Source organism: Geodermatophilus pulveris, from assembly GCF_900188375.1.
GTDB lineage: Bacteria > Actinomycetota > Actinomycetes > Mycobacteriales > Geodermatophilaceae > Geodermatophilus > Geodermatophilus pulveris.
Map to the genome: position 1 here is coordinate 81,514 of NZ_FZOO01000007.1, position 19,226 is coordinate 100,739.

At 77.1% G+C, this 19,226-nt stretch carries 14 protein-coding genes; 2 read left to right on the plus strand and 12 right to left on the minus strand.

Features of this window, described 5'->3' with window-relative positions:
• Nucleotides 1-4 precede the first annotated feature (4 nt).
• From CHB98_RS14755 to CHB98_RS14765, 3 genes are read right to left on the minus strand one after another with little or no spacing between them, the layout of a single operon-like run.
• Nucleotides 5-646: an arsenate reductase/protein-tyrosine-phosphatase family protein gene (locus CHB98_RS14755; protein WP_143425104.1), complete on the minus strand. Its 642-nt coding sequence runs from the start codon at nt 644-646 to the stop codon at nt 5-7.
• Nucleotides 643-2,052, minus strand: coding sequence for a tyrosine-protein kinase domain-containing protein (locus CHB98_RS14760; RefSeq protein WP_089306358.1), 1,410 nt, complete (start codon nt 2,050-2,052; stop codon nt 643-645). Before CHB98_RS14760 ends, CHB98_RS14755 begins: the two co-directional genes overlap by 4 nt.
• A gap of 52 nt (nt 2,053-2,104) precedes the next feature.
• Entirely contained in the window at nt 2,105-3,424 is a 1,320-nt protein-coding gene (locus CHB98_RS14765; RefSeq protein WP_089306359.1) for a hypothetical protein, read from the minus strand.
• A gap of 290 nt (nt 3,425-3,714) precedes the next feature.
• Between CHB98_RS14765 and CHB98_RS14770 the strand changes: the two genes are divergently transcribed.
• Complete coding sequence (locus CHB98_RS14770; RefSeq protein WP_245821172.1) at nt 3,715-4,713, plus strand: glycosyltransferase family 2 protein; 999 nt, start codon at nt 3,715-3,717, stop codon at nt 4,711-4,713.
• A complete protein-coding gene (locus tag CHB98_RS14775; RefSeq protein WP_089306360.1) occupies nt 4,697-6,217 on the plus strand; it encodes a lipopolysaccharide biosynthesis protein in 1,521 nt (506 codons plus the stop codon). The genes CHB98_RS14770 and CHB98_RS14775 overlap by 17 nt, the downstream gene beginning before the upstream one ends.
• A gap of 28 nt (nt 6,218-6,245) precedes the next feature.
• Here CHB98_RS14775 and CHB98_RS14780 read toward each other — a convergent pair whose 3' ends face one another.
• The 9 genes from CHB98_RS14780 to pth all read right to left on the minus strand — a co-directional run bounded on the left by CHB98_RS14780 (nt 6,246) and on the right by pth (nt 19,158).
• Entirely contained in the window at nt 6,246-6,989 is a 744-nt protein-coding gene (locus CHB98_RS14780; RefSeq protein WP_218822377.1) for a polysaccharide deacetylase family protein, read from the minus strand.
• On the minus strand, nt 6,986-7,948 hold the full coding sequence (locus tag CHB98_RS14785; protein ID WP_218822378.1) for a glycosyltransferase family 2 protein: 963 nt from the start codon (nt 7,946-7,948) through the stop codon (nt 6,986-6,988). The genes CHB98_RS14780 and CHB98_RS14785 overlap by 4 nt, the downstream gene beginning before the upstream one ends.
• Nucleotides 7,949-7,977: 29 nt before the next feature.
• Nucleotides 7,978-10,095, minus strand: a complete 2,118-nt coding sequence (locus CHB98_RS14790) for a glycosyltransferase (RefSeq protein ID WP_089306362.1) — start codon at nt 10,093-10,095, stop codon at nt 7,978-7,980.
• Nucleotides 10,096-10,270: 175 nt separating this feature from the next.
• Nucleotides 10,271-13,534: a LamG-like jellyroll fold domain-containing protein gene (locus CHB98_RS14795; protein ID WP_245821173.1), complete on the minus strand. Its 3,264-nt coding sequence runs from the start codon at nt 13,532-13,534 to the stop codon at nt 10,271-10,273.
• Between the two features lie 367 nt (nt 13,535-13,901).
• Entirely contained in the window at nt 13,902-14,591 is a 690-nt protein-coding gene (locus CHB98_RS21715; RefSeq protein WP_179224523.1) for a hypothetical protein, read from the minus strand.
• A complete protein-coding gene (locus CHB98_RS14810) occupies nt 14,588-15,337 on the minus strand; it encodes a CDP-alcohol phosphatidyltransferase family protein (RefSeq protein ID WP_089306366.1) in 750 nt (249 codons plus the stop codon). Before CHB98_RS14810 ends, CHB98_RS21715 begins: the two co-directional genes overlap by 4 nt.
• Complete coding sequence (locus CHB98_RS14815; protein WP_245821174.1) at nt 15,334-16,575, minus strand: DUF1972 domain-containing protein; 1,242 nt, start codon at nt 16,573-16,575, stop codon at nt 15,334-15,336. Before CHB98_RS14815 ends, CHB98_RS14810 begins: the two co-directional genes overlap by 4 nt.
• 312 nt (nt 16,576-16,887) lie before the next feature.
• Nucleotides 16,888-18,309, minus strand: a complete 1,422-nt coding sequence (locus CHB98_RS14820) for a sugar transferase (protein WP_245821175.1) — start codon at nt 18,307-18,309, stop codon at nt 16,888-16,890.
• A gap of 261 nt (nt 18,310-18,570) precedes the next feature.
• The gene (pth, locus tag CHB98_RS14825) at nt 18,571-19,158 is read right to left on the minus strand and encodes an aminoacyl-tRNA hydrolase (RefSeq protein ID WP_089306368.1); all 588 of its coding nucleotides are present in this window, start codon (nt 19,156-19,158) and stop codon (nt 18,571-18,573) included.
• Nucleotides 19,159-19,226: the final 68 nt, after the last annotated feature.

Genomic DNA, 19,226 nt, shown 5'->3' on the forward strand with positions numbered 1-19,226 from the left:
TCGATCACCGGAGCGCACCGCCTGTCGTCACCCGGACGGGTCGTCCAGCGCCGGCCGGTGCGGGGTGCGGCCGGAGGACGGCCAGCAGCCGCCCGACCGCGTCGTCGATGGCGGTGAACGCGCGGTCGAAGGCGTCCTCGGGGCGGCGGTAGGGGTCCTCGACGTCGTCCGCGGCCGGTCCGGTACGCAGCGCCCGGGCGCGCGGTGCGGCCCCCACGAGCGCCGCCAGCCGGTTCCCGGGGCGCTCCGGCAGCGCGGCCGGGTCGACCAGCCCGGCGACGGCGGCGAACTCCAGCAGCGTGCTGGTGCGCCGGACGGCCGCGGGCACCAGGGCGACCACCGACCGCCGCTGGGTGGCCGTCGCGGTCAGCACCAGGTCCGCCCGGCGGACGCCGGCCGGGTCGAGCTGGCGGGCGGTGAAGCCGTGCGGGTCCACGCCCCGCGCGGCCAGCCGACGTGCCATGGCCGGGTCCACGGGCCGGCCGGTGAGCGCGTCGAGGCCGGCGCTGGTGACCTCGACGCCGCTGCCGGTGCCCAGCCCGGCGCGCAGCAGCAGCTCGGCCACCGGGGACCGGCAGACGTTGCCGGTGCAGACGGCCAGGACGACGAACGGCGGCCCGTCGCCGGGTGCCCCCGGCCCGGTCACGACCCGGCGGCCGCGGCGGCGGCCGGGGCCGTCCCCCGCGCGGTGTCCCACTGCCGGTAGGAGTAGGGCTCCTCGTCGCGGCGCACCTGGTTGAGGACGACGCCGAACACGCGGGCGGAGACCTGCTCGAGGTTGCCGAGGGCCTGCCGCAGCTGGGCGCGGCGGACCCGGGTGACGTTGGCGACGACGACCGTCCCGTCGACGAGGCCGGCCAGCACGCTGGCGTCGGCCACCGGCAGCAGCGGGGAGGTGTCGACGACGACGTAGTCGTAGGCCTGACGGAGCTGGTCGACCAGCCAGCGCATGGCCGGGGAGGCGAGCAGCTCGGTCGGGTTGGGCGGCAGCGCTCCGGAGGGCAGCACGTGCAGGCCGGCGGCCCCCCACTCCTGGACGACGTCGGCGAGCCCGGCGTCACCGGCCAGCACGGTGGTGAGCCCGACGCCCCCCTCGATGCGGAGGACGTCGGCCACCGTGGGCCGGCGCAGGTCGGCGTCCACGAGGAGCACGCGCGCGCCGGTCTGGGCCAGGGCGACGGCGAGGTTGGCCGACACGGTCGACTTGCCCTCGCCGCTGAGCGCCGAGGTGACCGACACGACCTCCGCCCCCGCCCGACCGGCGCCGGCCGGGTCGCGGGCGACGCGGAGGAACTGCAGGTTGGTGCGCAGCTGGCGGATGCTCTCGGCCGCCGGGCTGTGCGGGGCCGTCGCGACCAGCACCCGCCCCTGGCGCTCGGACCAGGAGGCGACCCGGCCGAGCATCGGCAGGGGCGTCAGCTGGGCCAGCACGTCGGCGTCCCGGACCCGGGTGTCGAGCGCCTCGCGCGCCAGCGCCAGGAGGATCCCGAGGCTGAGGCCGAGGACCGTGCCGGCGGCGACGTTGAGGACCGTGTTCGGCGACGCGGCCGATTCCGGCGCCGTCGCGGGCCGCACCACGGTGACGCGCACGGCGGAGTCGCCGCCGACCGGGCTCTCCGGGGCCAGGTCCTCGACCACGTCGATGGTGCGGGTGGCCACCGCGTTGGCCAGGTCCGCGGCGCGGTCGGGGTCGGCGTCGGCGACGGTCAGCTCGATGACGACCGTGGTGTCGGAGGCCTGCACGCTGACCCGCCGCTCGAGGCCCTGGGCGCCGGAGCTGACGTCAAAGCGCTCGGCGACCGGCTCCAGCACCCGGGGCGTGAGGGCGAGGCTGGCGAAGGAGGCCATCTGCTCGCGGGTGAACCGGGCGCCCTGCGCGAGGTCGTCGACGCTCTCCGCGGTGGTCACCGAGACGTAGAGCTCCGCGGTCGCCTCGTACCGGCGGGGCAGAAAGGCGCTCAGCACGACCGCCGCGACGAGGCAGAGGACGAACACCGACAGGACCCACCGGATCCGGCGCCGCAGCACGGTGAGGAACTGGTTCAGGGACACGGTTTTCCTTCCGAAGTGGTCGGCACCACCGGGACAGCCGCCGGATGAATGGTCAACGTAGCGCTGAGAATGGTCGCCGCTCCAGGCCGTTCACCATTTCGGATGGGTCCTCGTCGACCGGCCCGGCACCGGCCGGGACCCGCGCCGCCGCCTGGCTGAAGACGGCCAGTCCGGCCACGAACCAGAACAGCGTGGAGTACTGGGTGATCAGCGCGACGGTGGCCAGCGCGGGGATCTGCGCGACCACCGCGACCGTCGGGGCGGTCGCCCGGCCCGACGCCAGGCACCACAGCGCGCCGAGCAGCAGGACGACGACGACGACCATCGGCACCCAGCCGTAGTCCAGACCGACCAGCAGCAGCGCGCTGTCGATGGAGTCGAAGCCGGCGAAGGTCCGCCGTCCCGTCGGCGACACGTACAGGCTGTCGGCCCAGCCGAAGGGCTGCAGCGTCGGCAGCAGCCCGAGCAGGTCGACGCGGTAGCCGGCGCTGGCGGTCGCCTCGTCGCCGGCCGCGTCGAACGTGCCGGCCACCAGCGGGGACAGGGCGGCGGCGGCCACGGCCAGGCCGCCGACGACCGACCAGCGCAGCCGGGCGGACAGCCCGGAGCGGACGAACACGACCGACAGCGCGACGCCGGCGACCGCGGTGAACAGGCCGATCCGGCTGAACGTGACGGCGGACGCGGCCACGAGGACCACGGCCATCGCCACCCGCACGGAGGCCCGCAGCCCGCACGCCAGCGCGAGTGGCACGGCCAGCGCCAGGCTGGCGCCCAGCGCGATGGAGTGCCCGAACGCCGCCTCGGCCCGCGTGCGGCCGCCCCGTTCCTGGATGGGCGCCCAGTCCTCGTGCAGCCGGCCGGAGCCGGGGATGCCCACGAACGGGTTCCAGCCGGACACGAACTCCACCAGGGCGATCCCGGCGACCACGGTGAGCGCGACGGCGACCGCGCCGTAGACCCAGCGCAGCGGCACGCGGTGACCGACCAGCCGGCCGGCCAGGTACGCGCCGGACCACTGCACGACGAGCAGGAAGACGTCGGAGACCGTGGACCGGCCGGTGACCGCGCCCACCAGGGCGGCTGCCAGGAAGAACGCCAGGGCCCCGTCGGCCGCGGTCACCCGGCCGGCACCCAGCCCGCGCCCGGCCACGACCCCGGGGACCAGGCAGGCCACCAGGCCCGCGCTGGCCAGCACGTGCGGCTCGAACTCGACCACCAGCGTCACGCCGACCCACACCGGCACGCCGCACACCACGGCCAGCCAGCCGGCCAGGGCCGCGCGCGGCGCCCGGTGCAGGAGCGTCAGGGCCAGGGCACCGGCCGACAGCGCGGCCCCGCCGAGCAGGGCCAGCTGCAGGAGGCCGCTCACCGCGGGGCAGGGGACGGCGGACGGCTCACACCCGTTCCCCCCTCCGCTCACCCGGGCCGTCGGGCAGCGCGCCACGACGGGTCCCCGCACGGGCGGAGGACCTCCACAACATTCCACGGAAAAGGCGGGGACATTGGCGCCACCCTGATTCCTCACTCGAAAGGAGGATGTGTCGGCGGTGCCGGGAAATGTGCGGCACTACATTGTCCGGACACGGTGACGAGTGCACCGGATCGCGTTCTGCCGGCCGTCGGCGGGGACGTCGACGGGTCGAGGCGAGGAGTCCGGTCGTGCGTGCAGGTGGACCCCCGCGGTGCGTCGTCGCCGTCCTGACCTACCGGCGCACCGGGTGGCTGCCGGCGCTGCTCGCCGAGCTCGAGGCGCAGGCCGGCACGGTCCTGCCGCGGGCCGACGTCGTGGTCGTGGACAACGACCCCGAGGGCAGCGCCGCCGGGGTCGTCGGCGCCTGGGCCGGCCGCGGCGTCCGCTACGCCCACGAGCCGCGGCCGGGCATCTCCGCCGCCCGCAACCGGGCCCTGGCCGAGGCCGGCGACGCCGACCTGCTGGTCTTCGTCGACGACGACGAGCTGCCGTCGGCCGGCTGGCTGGCGCACCTGGTCGCCGCCTGGTCGGCGTGGGGCTGCGCCGCGGTGGCCGGCCCGGTGCCCGCGCGGTTCCTCGGCGCGGCCGACGCCTGGGTGTCCGGCTCCGGGGTGTTCGACCGGCGGCGGCTGCCCACCGGCACGCAGGTGTCCGGTGCCGGCGCCGGCAACCTGCTGCTGGACCTGCACCAGGTCCGCGCGCTGGGGCTGGCGTTCGACGAGCGGTTCGGCCTGACCGGCGGTGAGGACACCCTGTTCACCCACGCCCTGGTGCGCCGGGGCGCGGACATCCGCTGGTGCGACGAGGCCGAGGCGGTGGAGTTCGTCCCCGCCGACCGGCTCACCCGCGCCTGGGTGCTGCGGCGCAGCTTCCGCGCGGGCAGCTCGTGGAGCCGGGCGGAGGTGCACCTCGCCGACGGCGCAGCCGGCCGCTGGCGGACCCGGCTCGCCGTCCTCGCCAAGGCGGCCGTGCGGGTGCCGCTGGCGGGGCTGGGTGCCGCCGGTGCGCTGCTGCGCCGCGACGTCGCCGCCCGCGCCCGGGCGGTCACCGTCGTGGCGAGCTACGCCGGGCTGGTCGTGGGCGCCTTCGGCTACGTCCTCGGCGAGTACGCCCGCCGGCCCGCCGGGACGCCGCCGGTGACCGGCGGACCCGCCCCGGACGGGGAGCCCCGTGTCCTCGGCCGTTGAGCCGCGGGCGGCCGGGACCCCGGGGACCCCGGACCCGCCGGCGCCGTCGGGCCGCGGGCTCGGCGGGGTCGCCGCCCGCGGCGCGGCGGTCACCCTGGCCGGGCAGGGCGCGCGCATCCTGCTGCAGCTGGCCTCCGTGGTCGTCCTCGCCCGCCTGCTCAGCCCCTACGAGTACGGCCTCATGGCGGTGGGCCTGATCGTCGTCGGGATCGGCGAGGTGGTGCGCGACCTCGGGCTCACCACCGCCGCGATCCGCGCCCCGGAGCTCACCCGGCACCAGCGCGACGGGCTCTTCTGGGTCAGCACGGCCGCCGGCCTGGTCCTGGCCGCCGTCGCCGTCGGCGCGGCGGGCCTGGTGGCCGACGCCTTCTCCCAGGCCGAGCTGGTGCCGGTCGTCCAGGCCCTCGCGCTGACCTTCGTGCTCAACGGCCTGGCCGCCCAGTACCGCGCCGGGCTCACCCGCGACCTGCGGTTCGGCGCCGTCGCCGGCACCGACCTGCTCGCCCAGGCCGTGGCACTGGCCGTCGCCGTGGCCGCGGCCGCGGGCGGAGCCGGCCACTGGGCGCTGGTCGCCCAGCAGCTCACCGTGGGAGCCGTCGGCCTGGTCGCCGTCGTGGCGCTGGCCCGGTGGGTGCCCGGCCGGCCGCGCCGCGGGGCGGGGCTGGGGCCGCTGCTGCGCTTCGGCGGCGGACTCACCGGCACGCACGTCGTCTACTACGTGGGCAACAACCTGGACTCGATGGCGCTCGGCCTGTGGGCCGGCCCCACCGCCCTGGGCGTGTACAGCCGGGGCTTCCAGCTGCTCATGACGCCGCTCAACCAGCTCCGGACGCCGGCCACCACGGTCGCCGTCCCGGTGCTGTCCCGCCTGCAGGACGACCAGGAGCGCTTCGGCGCCTACCTGCGCCGCGGCCAGCAGGCGCTCGGCATCCCGGTCGTCGTGGCGCTCGCCCTCGCGGCGGGCGCGGCCGACCCGCTCGTGGACCTCCTGCTCGGCGACCGCTGGCAGGCGGTGACGCCGGTGCTGGCCCTGCTCGCCGTGGCCGGCAGCGCGCAGACGCTGTCCTTCGTCGGCTTCTGGGTCTACCTGTCCCGGGGCCTGTCCGGCGCCCTGCTGCGCTACACCACCGTCGCGCTCGCGCTCAAGGCGGTCTGCATCGCCGCCGGGGTGCCCTTCGGGGTGGTCGGCGTCGCCGCCGGGTACGCCGGCGCCGCGCTGCTGGAGTGGCCGCTGTCGCTGTGGTGGCTGTCCCGGACCACCGTGGTGCCGGTGCGCGCGCTGCTGCTCGGCGCGCTGCGGATCACCGCCGGCGCCGCGCTCGCCGGGGGCACCTGCGCCGCGGTCACCCTGCTGACGGCGGACTGGCCGGCACCGGGGCGGCTGGCCGCCGGGCTGGTGGCCGGCCTGGCCGCCTACGCGCTGTGCGCCGCGCACCCCGCCGTCCGCGCCGACCTGGCCGGCGTCGTGGCCTGGGGGCGGCAGGTGGTGGGCAGCGGTCGCTGACCGCGGGGCCGGGCCGGGCCCGCGACGGTCAGCCCGGGAACCAGGTCTCGCGGACCAGCGAGCCGGCCTCGAGCGCGTCGCCGAGCGAGCGGGCGCGCAGCCCGAGCCCGGCGTAGCCGTCGAGCACGGAGGTCACCAGCTCCCCGCGGTCGACCCGCGGCGGCGGGCCGTCGCAGGCGCCGTCCTCGGGACCGGCGAAGCCGTCGTGGGCCAGCACGATGGACCCCGGCGCCACGCCGGTCATCGCCTTGGCCACCCGCTCCGCGTGCGGGATGTCCTTCCAGTCCCACGTGGTCGGGCCCCACAGCACCGGCAGCAGGCCGGCGCCGGTGACGGCGCGCCAGTTGCGCAGGGTCTGCCGGCCGTACGGCGGCCGGTACCAGCGGACCGGGGCGCCGGTCGCGTCCTCCAGCTCCGCCCGGCCCCCGCGCAGCAGGCCGCCGACCTCCGCGGGCGGCAGCGTGGGCAGCGCCCGGTGGTCGACCCCGTGCAGCGCCACCTCGTGCCCGGCGGCGAGGACCTCGCCCAGCAGGGACGGGTGCCGGCGCACCCGGGTGAGCAGCACGAAGAACGTCGCGGTCGCCCCGGCGTCGGCCAGGGCGGCCAGCACGCGGTCGGTGCCGCCGGGCTCGGGCCCGTCGTCGAAGGTCAGGACGACGTCCGGCGCGCCGGTGCGCAGCTCGACCGCCGAGCCCAGCAGCACGCCGGCGCCCCGGCGGGCGGTGCGCCGGCCGGCCCGGACGGCGGTCCGCAGCGTGGTGGTCGGGCTCACCGGGCACCGACCCGGGCCAGCCGCCAGCGGCGGCCGGAGCGCGCGTACTCCTCGTAGACCAGCCCGCCGGCCCCGCCCACCATCCCGGCGCCGCGGCAGACCGCGCGCAGCCCCCGGGCCTGGTGCCGGTACGACCGGCGCAGCACGCCCCAGCCCCACCGCGCCGCACCGGCGGCGACCCGCAGCAGGCCGGACGCGGCCCAGCGGCCCCGCAGGGCCAGCCGGGCGGCGGTGCCCGGGGTCAGCCGGAGGTCGGTGAGGACCGTGGCGTTGCCGTGGCTGTACGCGCGGGTGAGCACCCAGGCGCGGGTCATCCGCTCGGCCGGCACCTGGTCGACGGCGGCGGACTCGTCGCACCACACCATCCGGCCGCCGGCGCGGGCCAGCCGCCGGCTGAACAGCGTGTCCTCCGCCCCGCCCAGGCCCAACGCGGACTCGAAGCCGACGCCGAGGGCGCGCACCTGGTCCAGGTCGAGCAGCAGGTTGCCGCACGCGGCGACGTCGATGGCGGTGCCGGTGGGCATGCTGCGGCGGACGAAGAAGCCGCCCGCGCGGATCCACGGGTCCGGCTCGGCGGCGTACTCGGCCAGGACCCGGCCGGAGACCGCGGCCGCGCCGCTGTCCGCCCAGGTGCGCAGCAGGTGGGCCAGCCAGCCGTCGGCCGGGCGCTCGTCGTCGTCGATGAAGGCCAGCAGCCGGGCGTCGGCGGCCTCGGTGAGGGCGCGGTTGCGCACGGCCGCGATGCCGGGCGTGGGCTCGGCGACGTACCGGACGCCAGCCGCGGCCGCGGCGCCGCTGCCGTCGGGGTCGTTGTCCACGACCAGCACGTCGACGGCGTACCGGCCGTCCGCGCCGACCTCGCGGGCCTGGTCGAGCAGCCGGGGCAGGAGCTCGCGCAGGTGGCCGGGCCGGCGGTACGTGGGCACGGCCACCGTGACCCGCACGGTCGTGGCGGGCACCGGCGCGGCGGTAGGGAGCGGGAGGGTGGTCATCGCGGGAGCCCCGTCGGTCGTCGGGCGTCGTCGTGGGTGCGTGGGGCCGGGACGGGCGCCACGGGGAGCGCCACCGCGGCCAGCCGCGCCTGGTAGCCGTCCGGCGCGTGCCGGCGGCGGGCCTCGGCGGCGTCCCGGGCGGCGGCCGCGCGGAAGGCCGCCGGGGCGGCGACCAGCCGCTCGACGGCGTCGGCCCACAGCTCCGGGCGGCCGGGTGCGACGACTTGGACGCCGGCGTAGCCCTCGACGGCCTCGCGCAGCCCGGGCAGGTCGCTGACCACCGCCGGGCGGGCGGCCAGCACGGCCTCCACCGCGGCGTTGCCGAAGGACTCGTCGAGCAGCGAGGGCACCAGGACCACGTCGGCGTCGGCCAGGGCCGGCCACACGTCGGGGGCGAAGCCGCGGAACTCCACCCGCCCGCGCGGGCCGGCGTCCGCCGCGGCGGCGCGCAGCCGGGCCTCGAACCACTCGTAGCCGGGGAACACCGACCCGACCAGGGTCAGCCGCGCGTCCACCCCGCGAGCGAGCAGCTCGCGCAGGACGGCGATGGCCACGTCGGGGCCCTTGCGGGGCGAGAGCCGACCCACGAAAAGCAGCCGCACCGGGCCGTCCGGGCGCGCCCCGGCCGGCGCGGGCCGGACCGGCCCCGGCACCGGGTTGGGCAGCACGGTCACCCGCCCGGCGAGGGCGGGCACCAGGCCGAGCAGCACCCCGGCGGTGAACCGGCTGTTGGCGATGACGGTGTGCGCGGCCCGGAGCACGCCGAGCAGCAGCCGCTGCAGCACCGCCGGGCCGGGCCACTCCGCCTCGTGCACGTGGCAGACCACCCGCCGGCCGGCGACCCGGGCGAGCAGCAGCCAGGAGGGCAGCACCGTGGTGTTGACGACGACCCCGCCGGCGCCGTGCCGGCGCAGCAACCGCAGCGCGGGGACGACGCCGGTGGCGGCGTCGCGCAGCAGCCGGGCGGCGCCGGCCGGCCGCAGCGCGGCCTTGCGCAGCACCGGCATCGGGCACACCACGACGCGGGCGCCGCGGCGCTCCAGCTCGGCGGTGAGCGGCCCGTGCCCCGGCAGCGCGACGACGACCTCGGCGCCGGGCAGCAGGGCCTCGACCGACTGCAGGAACACCCGGTCGGAGCCGTACAGCTCCGCACCCGGGTGGACCATCAGCACCGACGGCCGGCGCGACCGGGGGCGTGGTCCGGTGACCAGCCCGGGCAGGGCCAGGGCCAGGCCGGTCAGCGCGCCCCGCACGGCGGCCCACAGCAGCCGCGGGGAGTGCAGCAGCTGCCGCCGTCCGCCGCGCAGCAGGATCTCCCAGCTCACCGCCGGGGTGGCGAGCAGCCAGCGCAGCAGCCGGGCCCGCCCGAGGTGCCGGCGGGCGAAGGCGAGCCGGTTGCGGCAGTTGTAGCGGTAGTACAGCGCGGACTTGGCGCCGCCCCGGCGGCCGTCGTCGTGGGTGCCGCCCTCGTCGTGAACGGCGACCAGGTCCTCCCGCAGGACCACCCGGCCGCCGGCGGCGACCGCGCGGTAGCCGAGGTCGACGTCCTCCCAGTAGAGGAAGTAGCCCTCGTCGAAGCCGCCGATCCGGGTGAACAGCTCGTCGTGGACGACCAGGCAGGCGCCGCACAGCCAGTCGCCGGGGTCGGTGGTGGCGGGGTCGGCCGCGGCCGGCCGGCGGCGGACCCGGCCGTCGCGCAGGTCGGTGCGGGCCACCCGGAAGACGACCTCGCCGGCGGAGTCGACCAGCTGCGGGCTGATCAGCGCCAGCGGCTCACGCAGGCTGTGCGCGCGCAGCTCGGCGACGGTGGCGGCGCTGATGACGGCGTCGGGGTTGAGGAACAGGAAGGTGCGGGCGCCCAGCCGCCGGGCGGCGTCCGCGCCGGCGTTGCACGCGGCGCCGAAACCCCGGTTGTCCGGCATCCCGACGACGTGCCAGCCGTGGGCCGCCCCGAGCTCCTCCACCGCCCGCCGGTTGGCCGGCGTGGAGAAGTTGTCGACGACGACGACGTGCACCTCCGGCCCGGTGAGGGCCGCGGCGGCGAGATTGCGGCGCAGCAGGTCGGCCGAGCCGAACGAGACGACCACGACCGCGAGCGGGGCCGGCTCGGTCATGCGTTCCTCCTGACGTGCTGGCGGGGCCGCCGACCGGGGGGCCGGCACCGACCGCGGGTGTCGTGCCAGGGTGCGGCCGGGCGGGCCGCCCTGTCGTCACCCGGGAGGGGCAGGACGGCGACGAGCTCACCCCCGGCGGGAGACCGCCGGGGGTGAGCTCGTCATCGCCGCAGGCTCACGGCGCGGGCGGCAGCTGCCCGGCCTGGCCGGCCCACAGGTCGTCCAGGCGGAGGTCCTGCCGCCGGGTGGCGCTGCCGGAGGTGTAGACCTCCAGGAACAGCGACCCCGGCCGCTGCAGGGCCGCGGTGGTGTCGGTGGCGGTCACCGTCCACGCCGTCGGCTCGGCTGTGCCCGCCGGCCAGACCTTGGCCCGCAGGGCGGTGCCGGCCAGCTCCAGCCGCACGGTCAGCGCCGTGCCCGGCGCGTAGGTGCCGGCCAGCCGCTGCGAGGCCAGCACGGTCTCCGCGCCGTCCACCGTCCGGTCCAGCCGGACGTCGACCGCGCCGGTGGACTGGAAGCGCAGGGTGGCCCGCTGGTCGGTGCTGCCGACCTTGCGCCCGCCCAGCGACACCCAGGCGCCGGTGCCGGTGGCCGCCTGCGGCAGCGTGAGCTCCGCCTGCACCGCCACGTCCTGACCGGACACCGCACCCAGCGTGGCGCCCACCGTGCGGCCGATCCCGCCGGAGAGCTGACCGGCGCCGCCGGTCACCGAGGAGATGCCCGAGCTGCCGCTCATCGTCCACGCCCCACCGACGTCGGCGGTGCCCCACCCGGAGGTGACGCTGCGCTCGAAGGCGTCCGCGGCCAGCGGCTGCACCCCCGGCTCCGGCTCCGGCTCCGGCTGCGGTGCCGGGGCGGTCACCGTGACCGTCCGGGTGACCGTGCCGGTGGCACCGTCGTCGTCGGTCACCGTCAGCCGCACCGTGTAGGTGCCCGCGGCGGCGTAGGTGTGCGACGCGGTGGCCCCGGTGCCGGTCGCGCCGTCACCGAAGTCCCACGCGTGGGCCGCCACCCGGCCGTCGGCATCCGCCGAGGCCGCCCCGTCCACCGCCACCGTCAGGTCCGCCGGCGTCGCCGTGAACGACGCCGTCGGCGCCGCGTTCGGGACGGTGCCGCTGCGGCCGGTGCTGTCGTGGGCCCGCACCTGCTCCGGCGACAGCGCCCGGGGGTACACGGCGACCTCGTCGATGCGGCCGGCGAACCAGTCCGCCCCGCTGAACCAGCTGCGGTCACCGCCGACCCGCCAGTGGCCGGTGTACCTGGAGGCAGCGGTGACGTCGGCGCGCTTGCCGATCAGCGTGCCGTCCACGTACAGGGCCAGACCGGTGTGGTCGAGGGTGCCGACGACGTGGTGCCACCGGCCGTCGTTGTAGGTGCCGGTCGTGGTGACCGTCGGGTTCGTCCCGTTGAGCCGGACGCCGAAGGCCAGCCGGCCGGAGGCGTCCATCATCACGTGCCGGTCGTAGCTGGAGCTGTAGCCGGTGGCGGAGTTGCCGAAGCCGACGATCCGGCCCCCGGCGCGCGAGGTCGTCTGGAACCAGGCCTCGACCGAGAAGGTCTGCGGCGCGGCCATGGCGGAGGTGCCGCCCAGGTAGCCGCTGCTGGTGCCGTTGAACGCGTAGGAGGTGTCGGCGTCACCGGCGATGGCGCCGGCCTGGCGCCGGGTGACCCCGGACTGCACGGTCAGGTCCAGCCCGTTCGTCCGGTTGTACGCCCTCGTGCCGGAGGCCTCACCCAGTGGCCAGTGCTGCAGGGCCCCGTCGGCCTGCACCAGTCCGGCGTAGGCGCGCGACGGGCTGCGGTTGGCGCTGCCGACCGTGGCGGTCACCCACGTCGAGGAGACCCGGTTGCCGGCCGCGTCGGTGGCGGTCACCAGGTACCGGTGTGCCCCGGCGGTGGCCGCGGTGTCCGAGCAGGCGTACGTCGGCAGGGTCCACCACTGCGACGGGCGGGTCACCGCGCACACCGGCGCGGCAGCCATGCTGTCCCGGTACACCCGGTAGGTCAGGTGCTCGTTGTCGCGGTCGGAGACCGCCCGCCACGAGACCCGGGCCGCCCCGGGGACCATGCTGACGGTCGGGGTCCAGGTGCCGGTGGTCCGCGGCCCCACGCGGTCGGGCGCGATGTCGGACACGGCGAACCGCACGAGACCCTGCTGGGTCAGGCCGTTGACGCCCGGGAACTCACCGCCGTAGACGACGTAGTCGTCGTTGCCGGTCACCGTCCAGCCCGCCTGGTACTGGCCGGTGTAGCGGCCGGAGTAGAAGGTCGGGTACCAGGGCAGGACGGACGGCGCCGGCTGGCCCCGGAAGTACGGGATGCCCTGGACCGTCACGGGGCCCACGGTCCCGGTGGCCGCGTTCGAGACCGCGGTCCCGTACATGTTGACCCGCGGGTTCTGCTCGGGGAAGCCGCCGATGTTGTCGCAGACGTGGGCGTGGGTGGCGTGGTACGCCGCACCGCCCTTCGCGAAGATCGAGTAGGTGTCCCCGCGGCAGTCGTTGATCCAGCGCACCCTGCCACCGGTGGCCTCCGCGGCGAAGGAGCCCTCGAGGTTGCCCGGGCCGTAGTAGTTGTAGCCGGTGCCGTAGACGGACGTGCCGTCGGTGCTCAGGCTCCAGACCGCCGAGTTGACGCCCTGGTTGGTGATCAGCCGGTTCACCGCGAACGGGCGGGTCGCCCCCGTCACACCGTCCAGGGCGCCGACGCCCGTGGCCTTGACCCCGTTGAGGGAGTCGAACCGCCCGGCGGCGACGACCTGGCCGTTGCTCCCGGCGACGACGAGGGCCAGGACCTCGTTGCTGGTCTGCGCGTTCTTCTCCGGGTCGTCCTTCAGCGTGTTGCCGGCGGTCGACCCGACACCCGGACGAGGTGCCCAGGGCAGCAGGGCGCCGGTGGCGGCCGAGACCGCCGCCAGCCGGTTCCGGGCGGTCGACCCGACGGAGGCGAAGGCGCCACCGAGGTACACCGTCGAGTCGGTGGCCGCGATGGCCCGCACCTGGTTGCCCACTGCGGGACGGAAGTCGCTGACGAGCTGCCCGGTCGCGGTGCTGTACGCGGCCACGCGGTAGCGGCTCTGCCCGTCGGCCCGGGTGAAGTCCCCGCCGACGTAGATCCGCGAGCCGTCCGGCGAGGCGGCGAGCGCCAGCGCCTGGGCGTTCAGGGTGGGCGCGAACGAGGTGTCCAGCTGGCCGGTGCGGATGTCGTAGGCCAGCAGGTGGTTGCGGGCGGTCTCCTGGGTGCCCGGGGCGGCGCCAGCAGGGCGGGCCCGGGTGAACTCGCCGGCGACGTAGACCTTGTTGCCGACCACCAGCTGCGCCCACGCGACGCCGTTGATCTGCGTGGTCGGCAGCGGGTCGGCGGTGACCGTGGCCGGCGTCGCGGGGTCGGTCCGGTCCAGCGGAGCCCAGTCGGCTCGCGCGGTCCCCGGCGCGACCACCCCTCCGAGGACACCCGCCCCCACCATGAGGGCGACCCCTGCCGCCACGATCGGCCGGGACACGGCCCTGACACGTCCAGACATGCGATTCCCCCGCTCGTCCCCGTGGTCCGGGGCTCGTCTGCAACTCCGCGGCGGACACTAAGCGTGACGAGAAGGCGCCTACATCCCCCGTTGCGGTGAGCGGGGCCCGGACGGGCGACGCGCAGTCGTCACTGTGGGTGACACACGGGGGATCGCGAGCACCGCGGCCGGGGGCGTCCGACGCCGGCCCGCGCGGGCCTCCGCGGCCGTGGCGCCGACCCCGGGAACGGACGCAGGGCCCCGGCCGGTGGCCGGGGCCCTGCGTCGGGCGGGGACGGATCGGTCAGGGCGCGGCGCCCTCGAAGACGAGGTAGGGCGCACCGGGCCGGGGGCTCACCGACACGGTCACCAGGTCACGGGCATCCGCCGGGACGCGGAACACGTAGACCCCGTCGGCCACCGCACCGGGAGCGAGGGTGCCGGAGAACGCCCGCGCGGACGGGTCACCCAGCGGCGACGCCGGCACGCGCTCCGGGCCGTGGGTCAGGTCGACGGCCACGCCGAGCAGGTCCAGCGGCGCCGCGGTCCCGTTCCTCAGCTCGACGGTGACCCGCACGGCGGGTCCGGCGACGTCACCCGGTCCGGTGCCCGTGCCGTCCACGGCCTCCAGCGCCGTCAGCGACGCGGCGACGCCGTCGTCGGCCTCGGCCGGCCGGTCCAGCGCCACCGCGGGCAGGCTCGGCGGCAGCTCGTCGGCGACGACGGGCGTCGCGGCCGGGTCCGGCAGAGCGGGGGCCGGCGGTGGCGGTGCGGGCTCCCCGGAGGGGGGTGCCGGGGTACCGGGGGCCGCCGGGGCCTCGGCCGACGGGGTCGCCGTGCCGGCCGCCGCGACGTCCCCGCCGCCGTCGCCACCGCCGCCGCGCAGCAGCAGGCCGACGACGACCACGGCGATCACGACCAGCGCCGCGGCCACCCCGCCGACCACCTCGCGCCGGCGGGACGGCGCCGGCCGACCGTTGCCCAGGGGACTCATCGCGGCAACCCGCCCATCTCTCGGAACCACTTCCCCGACCCGATGGCCAGGTGCGCCGCCGTCGCCAGGAAGAGGACGGCGTAGGCGGACAGGAACACGGCCGGCACGCCCCAGAGCAGGAAGGACAGGGCCAGGACGCCGTAGTCGGTGGGCAGCGACAGCAGCGACCGGCGCAGGGACGACGTCCCGGCCGACGGCTGGGCGCGCGTCGCCACCCCGTGCTGCGCACGCAGCGCCTCGTTGAGCAGCATCGCGAAGAACAGCACGCCGTCGGCGATGCAGTAGCCGATCGGGACCAGCAGCAGCGGGCCCGCCTCGACGGCGCCGGAGCGGTACAGCGCGACCAGCACGGCCAGGTGCAGGGTGAGCAGCTTGGCGGCGTCGACCATGTGGTCCAGCCACTCCCCCGCCGGTGACCCGCCGCCGCGCAGCCGCGCGAGCTGCCCGTCGGCGGCGTCCAGGCCGTAGCCGAGCACCAGGCAGGCGGCCACGGCCACGCCCACCGGCACGGACGGCGGCACCAGGACGAGCAGGGCGATGCCGGTGGCGGTGGCCGCGGCGCTGGCCGCGGTCACGGCGTTGGGCGTGAGCCCGGCGGCGAAGGCGAGCGCGGCGAACAGCCGGCCCAGCGGGCGGTTGACGAAGCGCGAGTAGGCCGGGGCGCCGGTCGACCCCTTCTGCGCGGCGGCCAGCCGGCGCAGCGTCGTCCGCAGGTCCGCGGGGGTGGGCTGGACGGTCGCGGTCACTGCTGACCCGCCGGGAGCCGCTCGGCCGCCGGGGCCGTGGCCGGGGCGGGCACGGCGACGGCGGGACGGGGCGTGGTGAGGGGTGCGTCGGCCGCGGTCGGCCGGCGTCGCCCGGAGGGCCGGCGGGCCGGGAAGCGGCGCCCGGCCAGCGCACGGGCGAGCTCCTCGTAGCCGGCGGCGACGGCGTCCCAGTCGTACCCGCCGGCCAGCTCCCGGGCCCGCTGCCCGGCGCGGGTGACCCACCCGGGGTCGGCCTCGACGGCGGCGACCTCGCGGGCGACGTCGTCCGGGGTGCGGAAGAAGCGGCCGGCGTCGGCCACGACCTCGCGGTTGAAGTCGACGTCGAAGGCGGTGACCGCCGCGCCGGCGCCGATGGCGCGCAGCAGCGAGGGGTTCGTGCCGCCCACGGAGTGCCCGTGCAGGTAGGTGGCGCAGTTCGCGTAGAGCTGGTCGAGCAGCTCCTGGTCCCAGACGCCGCCGAGGAAGCGCACCCGGCCGTCGGCCAGCGCGTGCACCCGGGCGGTGTACGCGTCGGCGTAGGGCGCCGAGCCGACGACGACCAGCGGCCTGGCGGCGGTGCTGGCGGCGTAGCCCTCGACGATGACGTCGACGTGGTTCTCCGGCTCGAACCGGGCCACCACCAGGTGGTAGCCGCGCGGCTCGAGGCCGAGCTCGGCCAGCCGGTGCGCGCCGGGCTGGATCAGCGGGGCGCCGTAGGTCAGCAGCGTGGTGGGCGCGGCGAAGGCGTCCCGGTAGTAGTCGGCGATGCCCTGCGCGTCGGCGATGAGGACGTCGGACCAGCGGACGGCGAGCGCCTCGGCCGCGCGGTAGTAGCGGCGTCCGGTGCCGCCCCACTTGGCGCGCTTCCACTCCAGGCCGTCCACGTGGGTGGCGACCGGGATGCCGGCGGCGCGCATCGCCGGCAGCAGCGGCGCGTTGGCCGCGTTGAACAGGACGGCCGCGTCGGTGCGGTGGGCCAGCAGGTGTCGGACCGAGAGGGCGGTGTGGCTGAGCGTCTCCAGCGAGCGGCGGCGGGCGGCCGGCAGGTGCACCAGCTCCATGCCCAGGTGCTCGGCCGGGGCCGGCTGCTGCGCGCCGGGGACGGTGCGGCAGTAGACGACCACCCGGTGCCCGGCGTCGGCCAGCCGGCGGCCGATCTCCTCCACGGCGGTCTCGAAGCCGCCGTAGCGGGCCGGGACGCCGCGCGTCCCGACCATGGCGATGCTCAAGCGGTCCACCTGGGCCTCCGAATCGCGTCCGGGCTGCAGGGACGGCGTCCCATGCGGAGGGCACGGGTCTCGTCGCCCTCGGTGAGCATCGCCCGGGCCCCGGGCCGGGCGGGAGGGCTGCGCGGCCCACGTCACCCGCACGGGGCAGCTGCCGACTGGTGAGGTGCTGGAACGGCCCCGTCCCGGGACCCGCGCCCGGTGACGTGCTGGAACGGCCCCGTCCCGGGTCCAGCCCCGAGCCAGCGAGGGGTGGGGAGGACGGGCGGCCTCCCTGCAGGGTCCCGCCGCGAGCCTGCGAGCGGCGGGGGGCAGGGAGGTCCTTCAGTAGGCGCCGGAGCTGGTGGCGACGGCGCGGACGGTCTTCACGAGGATGAGCAGGTCCATGGCCAGCGACCAGTTCTCGACGTAGCGCAGGTCCAGGCGGACGGCCTCCTCCCAGGGGAGGTCCGAGCGGCCGGAGATCTGCCACAGGCCGGTGAGCCCGGGCTTGACCAGCAGCCGGCGGCTGACCGAGGTGTCGTAGCGGGCCACCTCGCCGGGCAGCGGCGGGCGGGGGCCGACCAGAGACATGGAGCCGCCGAGCACGTTGAACAGCTGCGGCAGCTCGTCCAGGGACAGCCGGCGCAGCACCCGGCCGACGGGGGTGACCCGCGGGTCGAGCCGCATCTTGAACAGCAGCCCGTCGGAGGCGTTCTGCGCCCGCAGCGCGTCCAGCTGCCGTTCGGCGTCGACCACCATGCTGCGGAACTTCAGCATCGTGAACGCCTGCCCGTTCACGCCCACCCGCTCCTGGCGGTAGAGCACCGGGCCGGGGCTGGTGACCTTGACGGCGACGGCGACCCCCAGCAGCACCGGGGCGAGCAGCAGCACCGCCAGCGCGGCGACGACGCGGTCCAGGCCGCCCTTGACCACCCGCTGCCAGCCCTCGAAGCGCGGCTGCTCCACCGACAGCAGCGGCAGCCCCTCGAACGGGCGGATGTGCAGCCGGGGGCCGGCGACCTCGATGAGGCCGGGTGCGACCAGCAGCTCGATGCCGGTGCCCTCCAGCTGCCAGGACAGCGAGCGCAGGTACTGCGCGGCGGTCTCGCTGGCGGAGGTCACCGCGATGGTGTCCGCGCCGAGCGAGCCGACGAGGGACAGCACGTCGTCCAGCCCGCCGACGGGGACGCCGGCGACCTGGGTCACCCGGTCGCGGTCGCCGGGGGTCACGCAGACGGCGACGACCTCCAGGCCGGCGAACCGCTCCCGCCGCAGCCGGTCGACCAGCTCGAGGGCCGCCGTACCCCGGCCCACGACGACGACGCGCTTGGTGCAGCGGCCCTGGGCGCGCAGGCCGCGCAGCGTGCAGCGCGCCGCGAACCGGCCGAGCAGGCTGCCCAGGGTGAGCGCCGGGACGGCGCCGACCACCAGGCCGCGGCTCAGGTCGAGGTCGGCGGCGTAGGAGGCGAACCCGGCGACGGCGAGCAGCACGAAGCCGGCCCGCCCGACCGCGCGGTACTCGTCGCTGCCGGTGCCGAAGACCCGCTCGGCGTGGGCGCCGGTGGCGTGCAGCAGGACCGGCCAGACGACGACCAGGGCGAGGCTGGCCCAGAACAGCGAGGTGTCCGGGCGGGCGTCGGGGTGCGTGCCGAGGACCAGCCCCGCGGCCACCGCCGCGGCCGTGGACTCGAAGGCGGTGAGGGCGCCCGAGTACCGGCCCGCCCACGGCGCCTGCCCGGCCCGCGGGCGGGGTCGGCGGGGCACGGCCGGCGTCCCCGCCGAGGCGCGGGACGTCGAGCCGAGACGGACGGTGGAGTGGTCGAGCAGCACGGTTCCCCCCGGACACGCGTGACAACGTGTAGTCGGCGTCACCCGCCCGGGGCCGTTGCTCCCGCTGTCAGCAGGGATTTCGTCCGGGCACGGTGGTCGCCGCCCGGAGAACGATCACTGCGGGTGACCGTCGGGTCAATGCGAGACGGACCCGTTCACCCGTTGGGGACGGTGACTCACCCACCTGGGCCGGGGTCACGTCCGGGGGTGGACGACGTTCTGCGCGGCCTCGAGCCCGAGGGCGAGGAGCTCCTCGGTGGCGTCGGCGGCCTCGGCGACGAGGAGGTCGAGCTCCTTGCGCTCGGTGGCGGAGAAGTCGCGGAGCACGAAGTCGGCGGGGTCCTGGCGGCCGGGCGGGCGGCCGATGCCGACGCGCACCCGCAGGTAGTCCCGCGTCCCGGTGGACCGGGAGACCGACCGCACACCGTTGTGCCCGCCCTCGCCGCCGCCGCGCTTGAGCCGCACGGTGCCGAAGGGGACGTCGAGCTCGTCGTGCAGCACCACGAGGTCGGTGGCCGGGATCGAGTGGTAGTCCAGCAGGCCGCGGACCGGGCCGCCGGACTCGTTCATGTAGGTGGTGGGCCGGGCCAGCACGACGCGGCGGCCGGCCAGCCGGCCCTCGCCCACCAGGGTCCGGGCCCGCTTGCCCTTCCCGGGGGAGAGCTTCACGCCGGCGCGCGCGGCCAGCTCGTCGAGCACCATCGCGCCGACGTTGTGCCGGTTGCCGGCGTAGGAGGGGCCGGGGTTGCCCAGCCCGGCGACGAGGAAGGGGCCGTCGGACACGGCCGCAGGGGCGCCGACGTCGTCGGCGCCCCTGCGGGTGGTGTGCTCGGTCAGCGGGGACCCCTCGC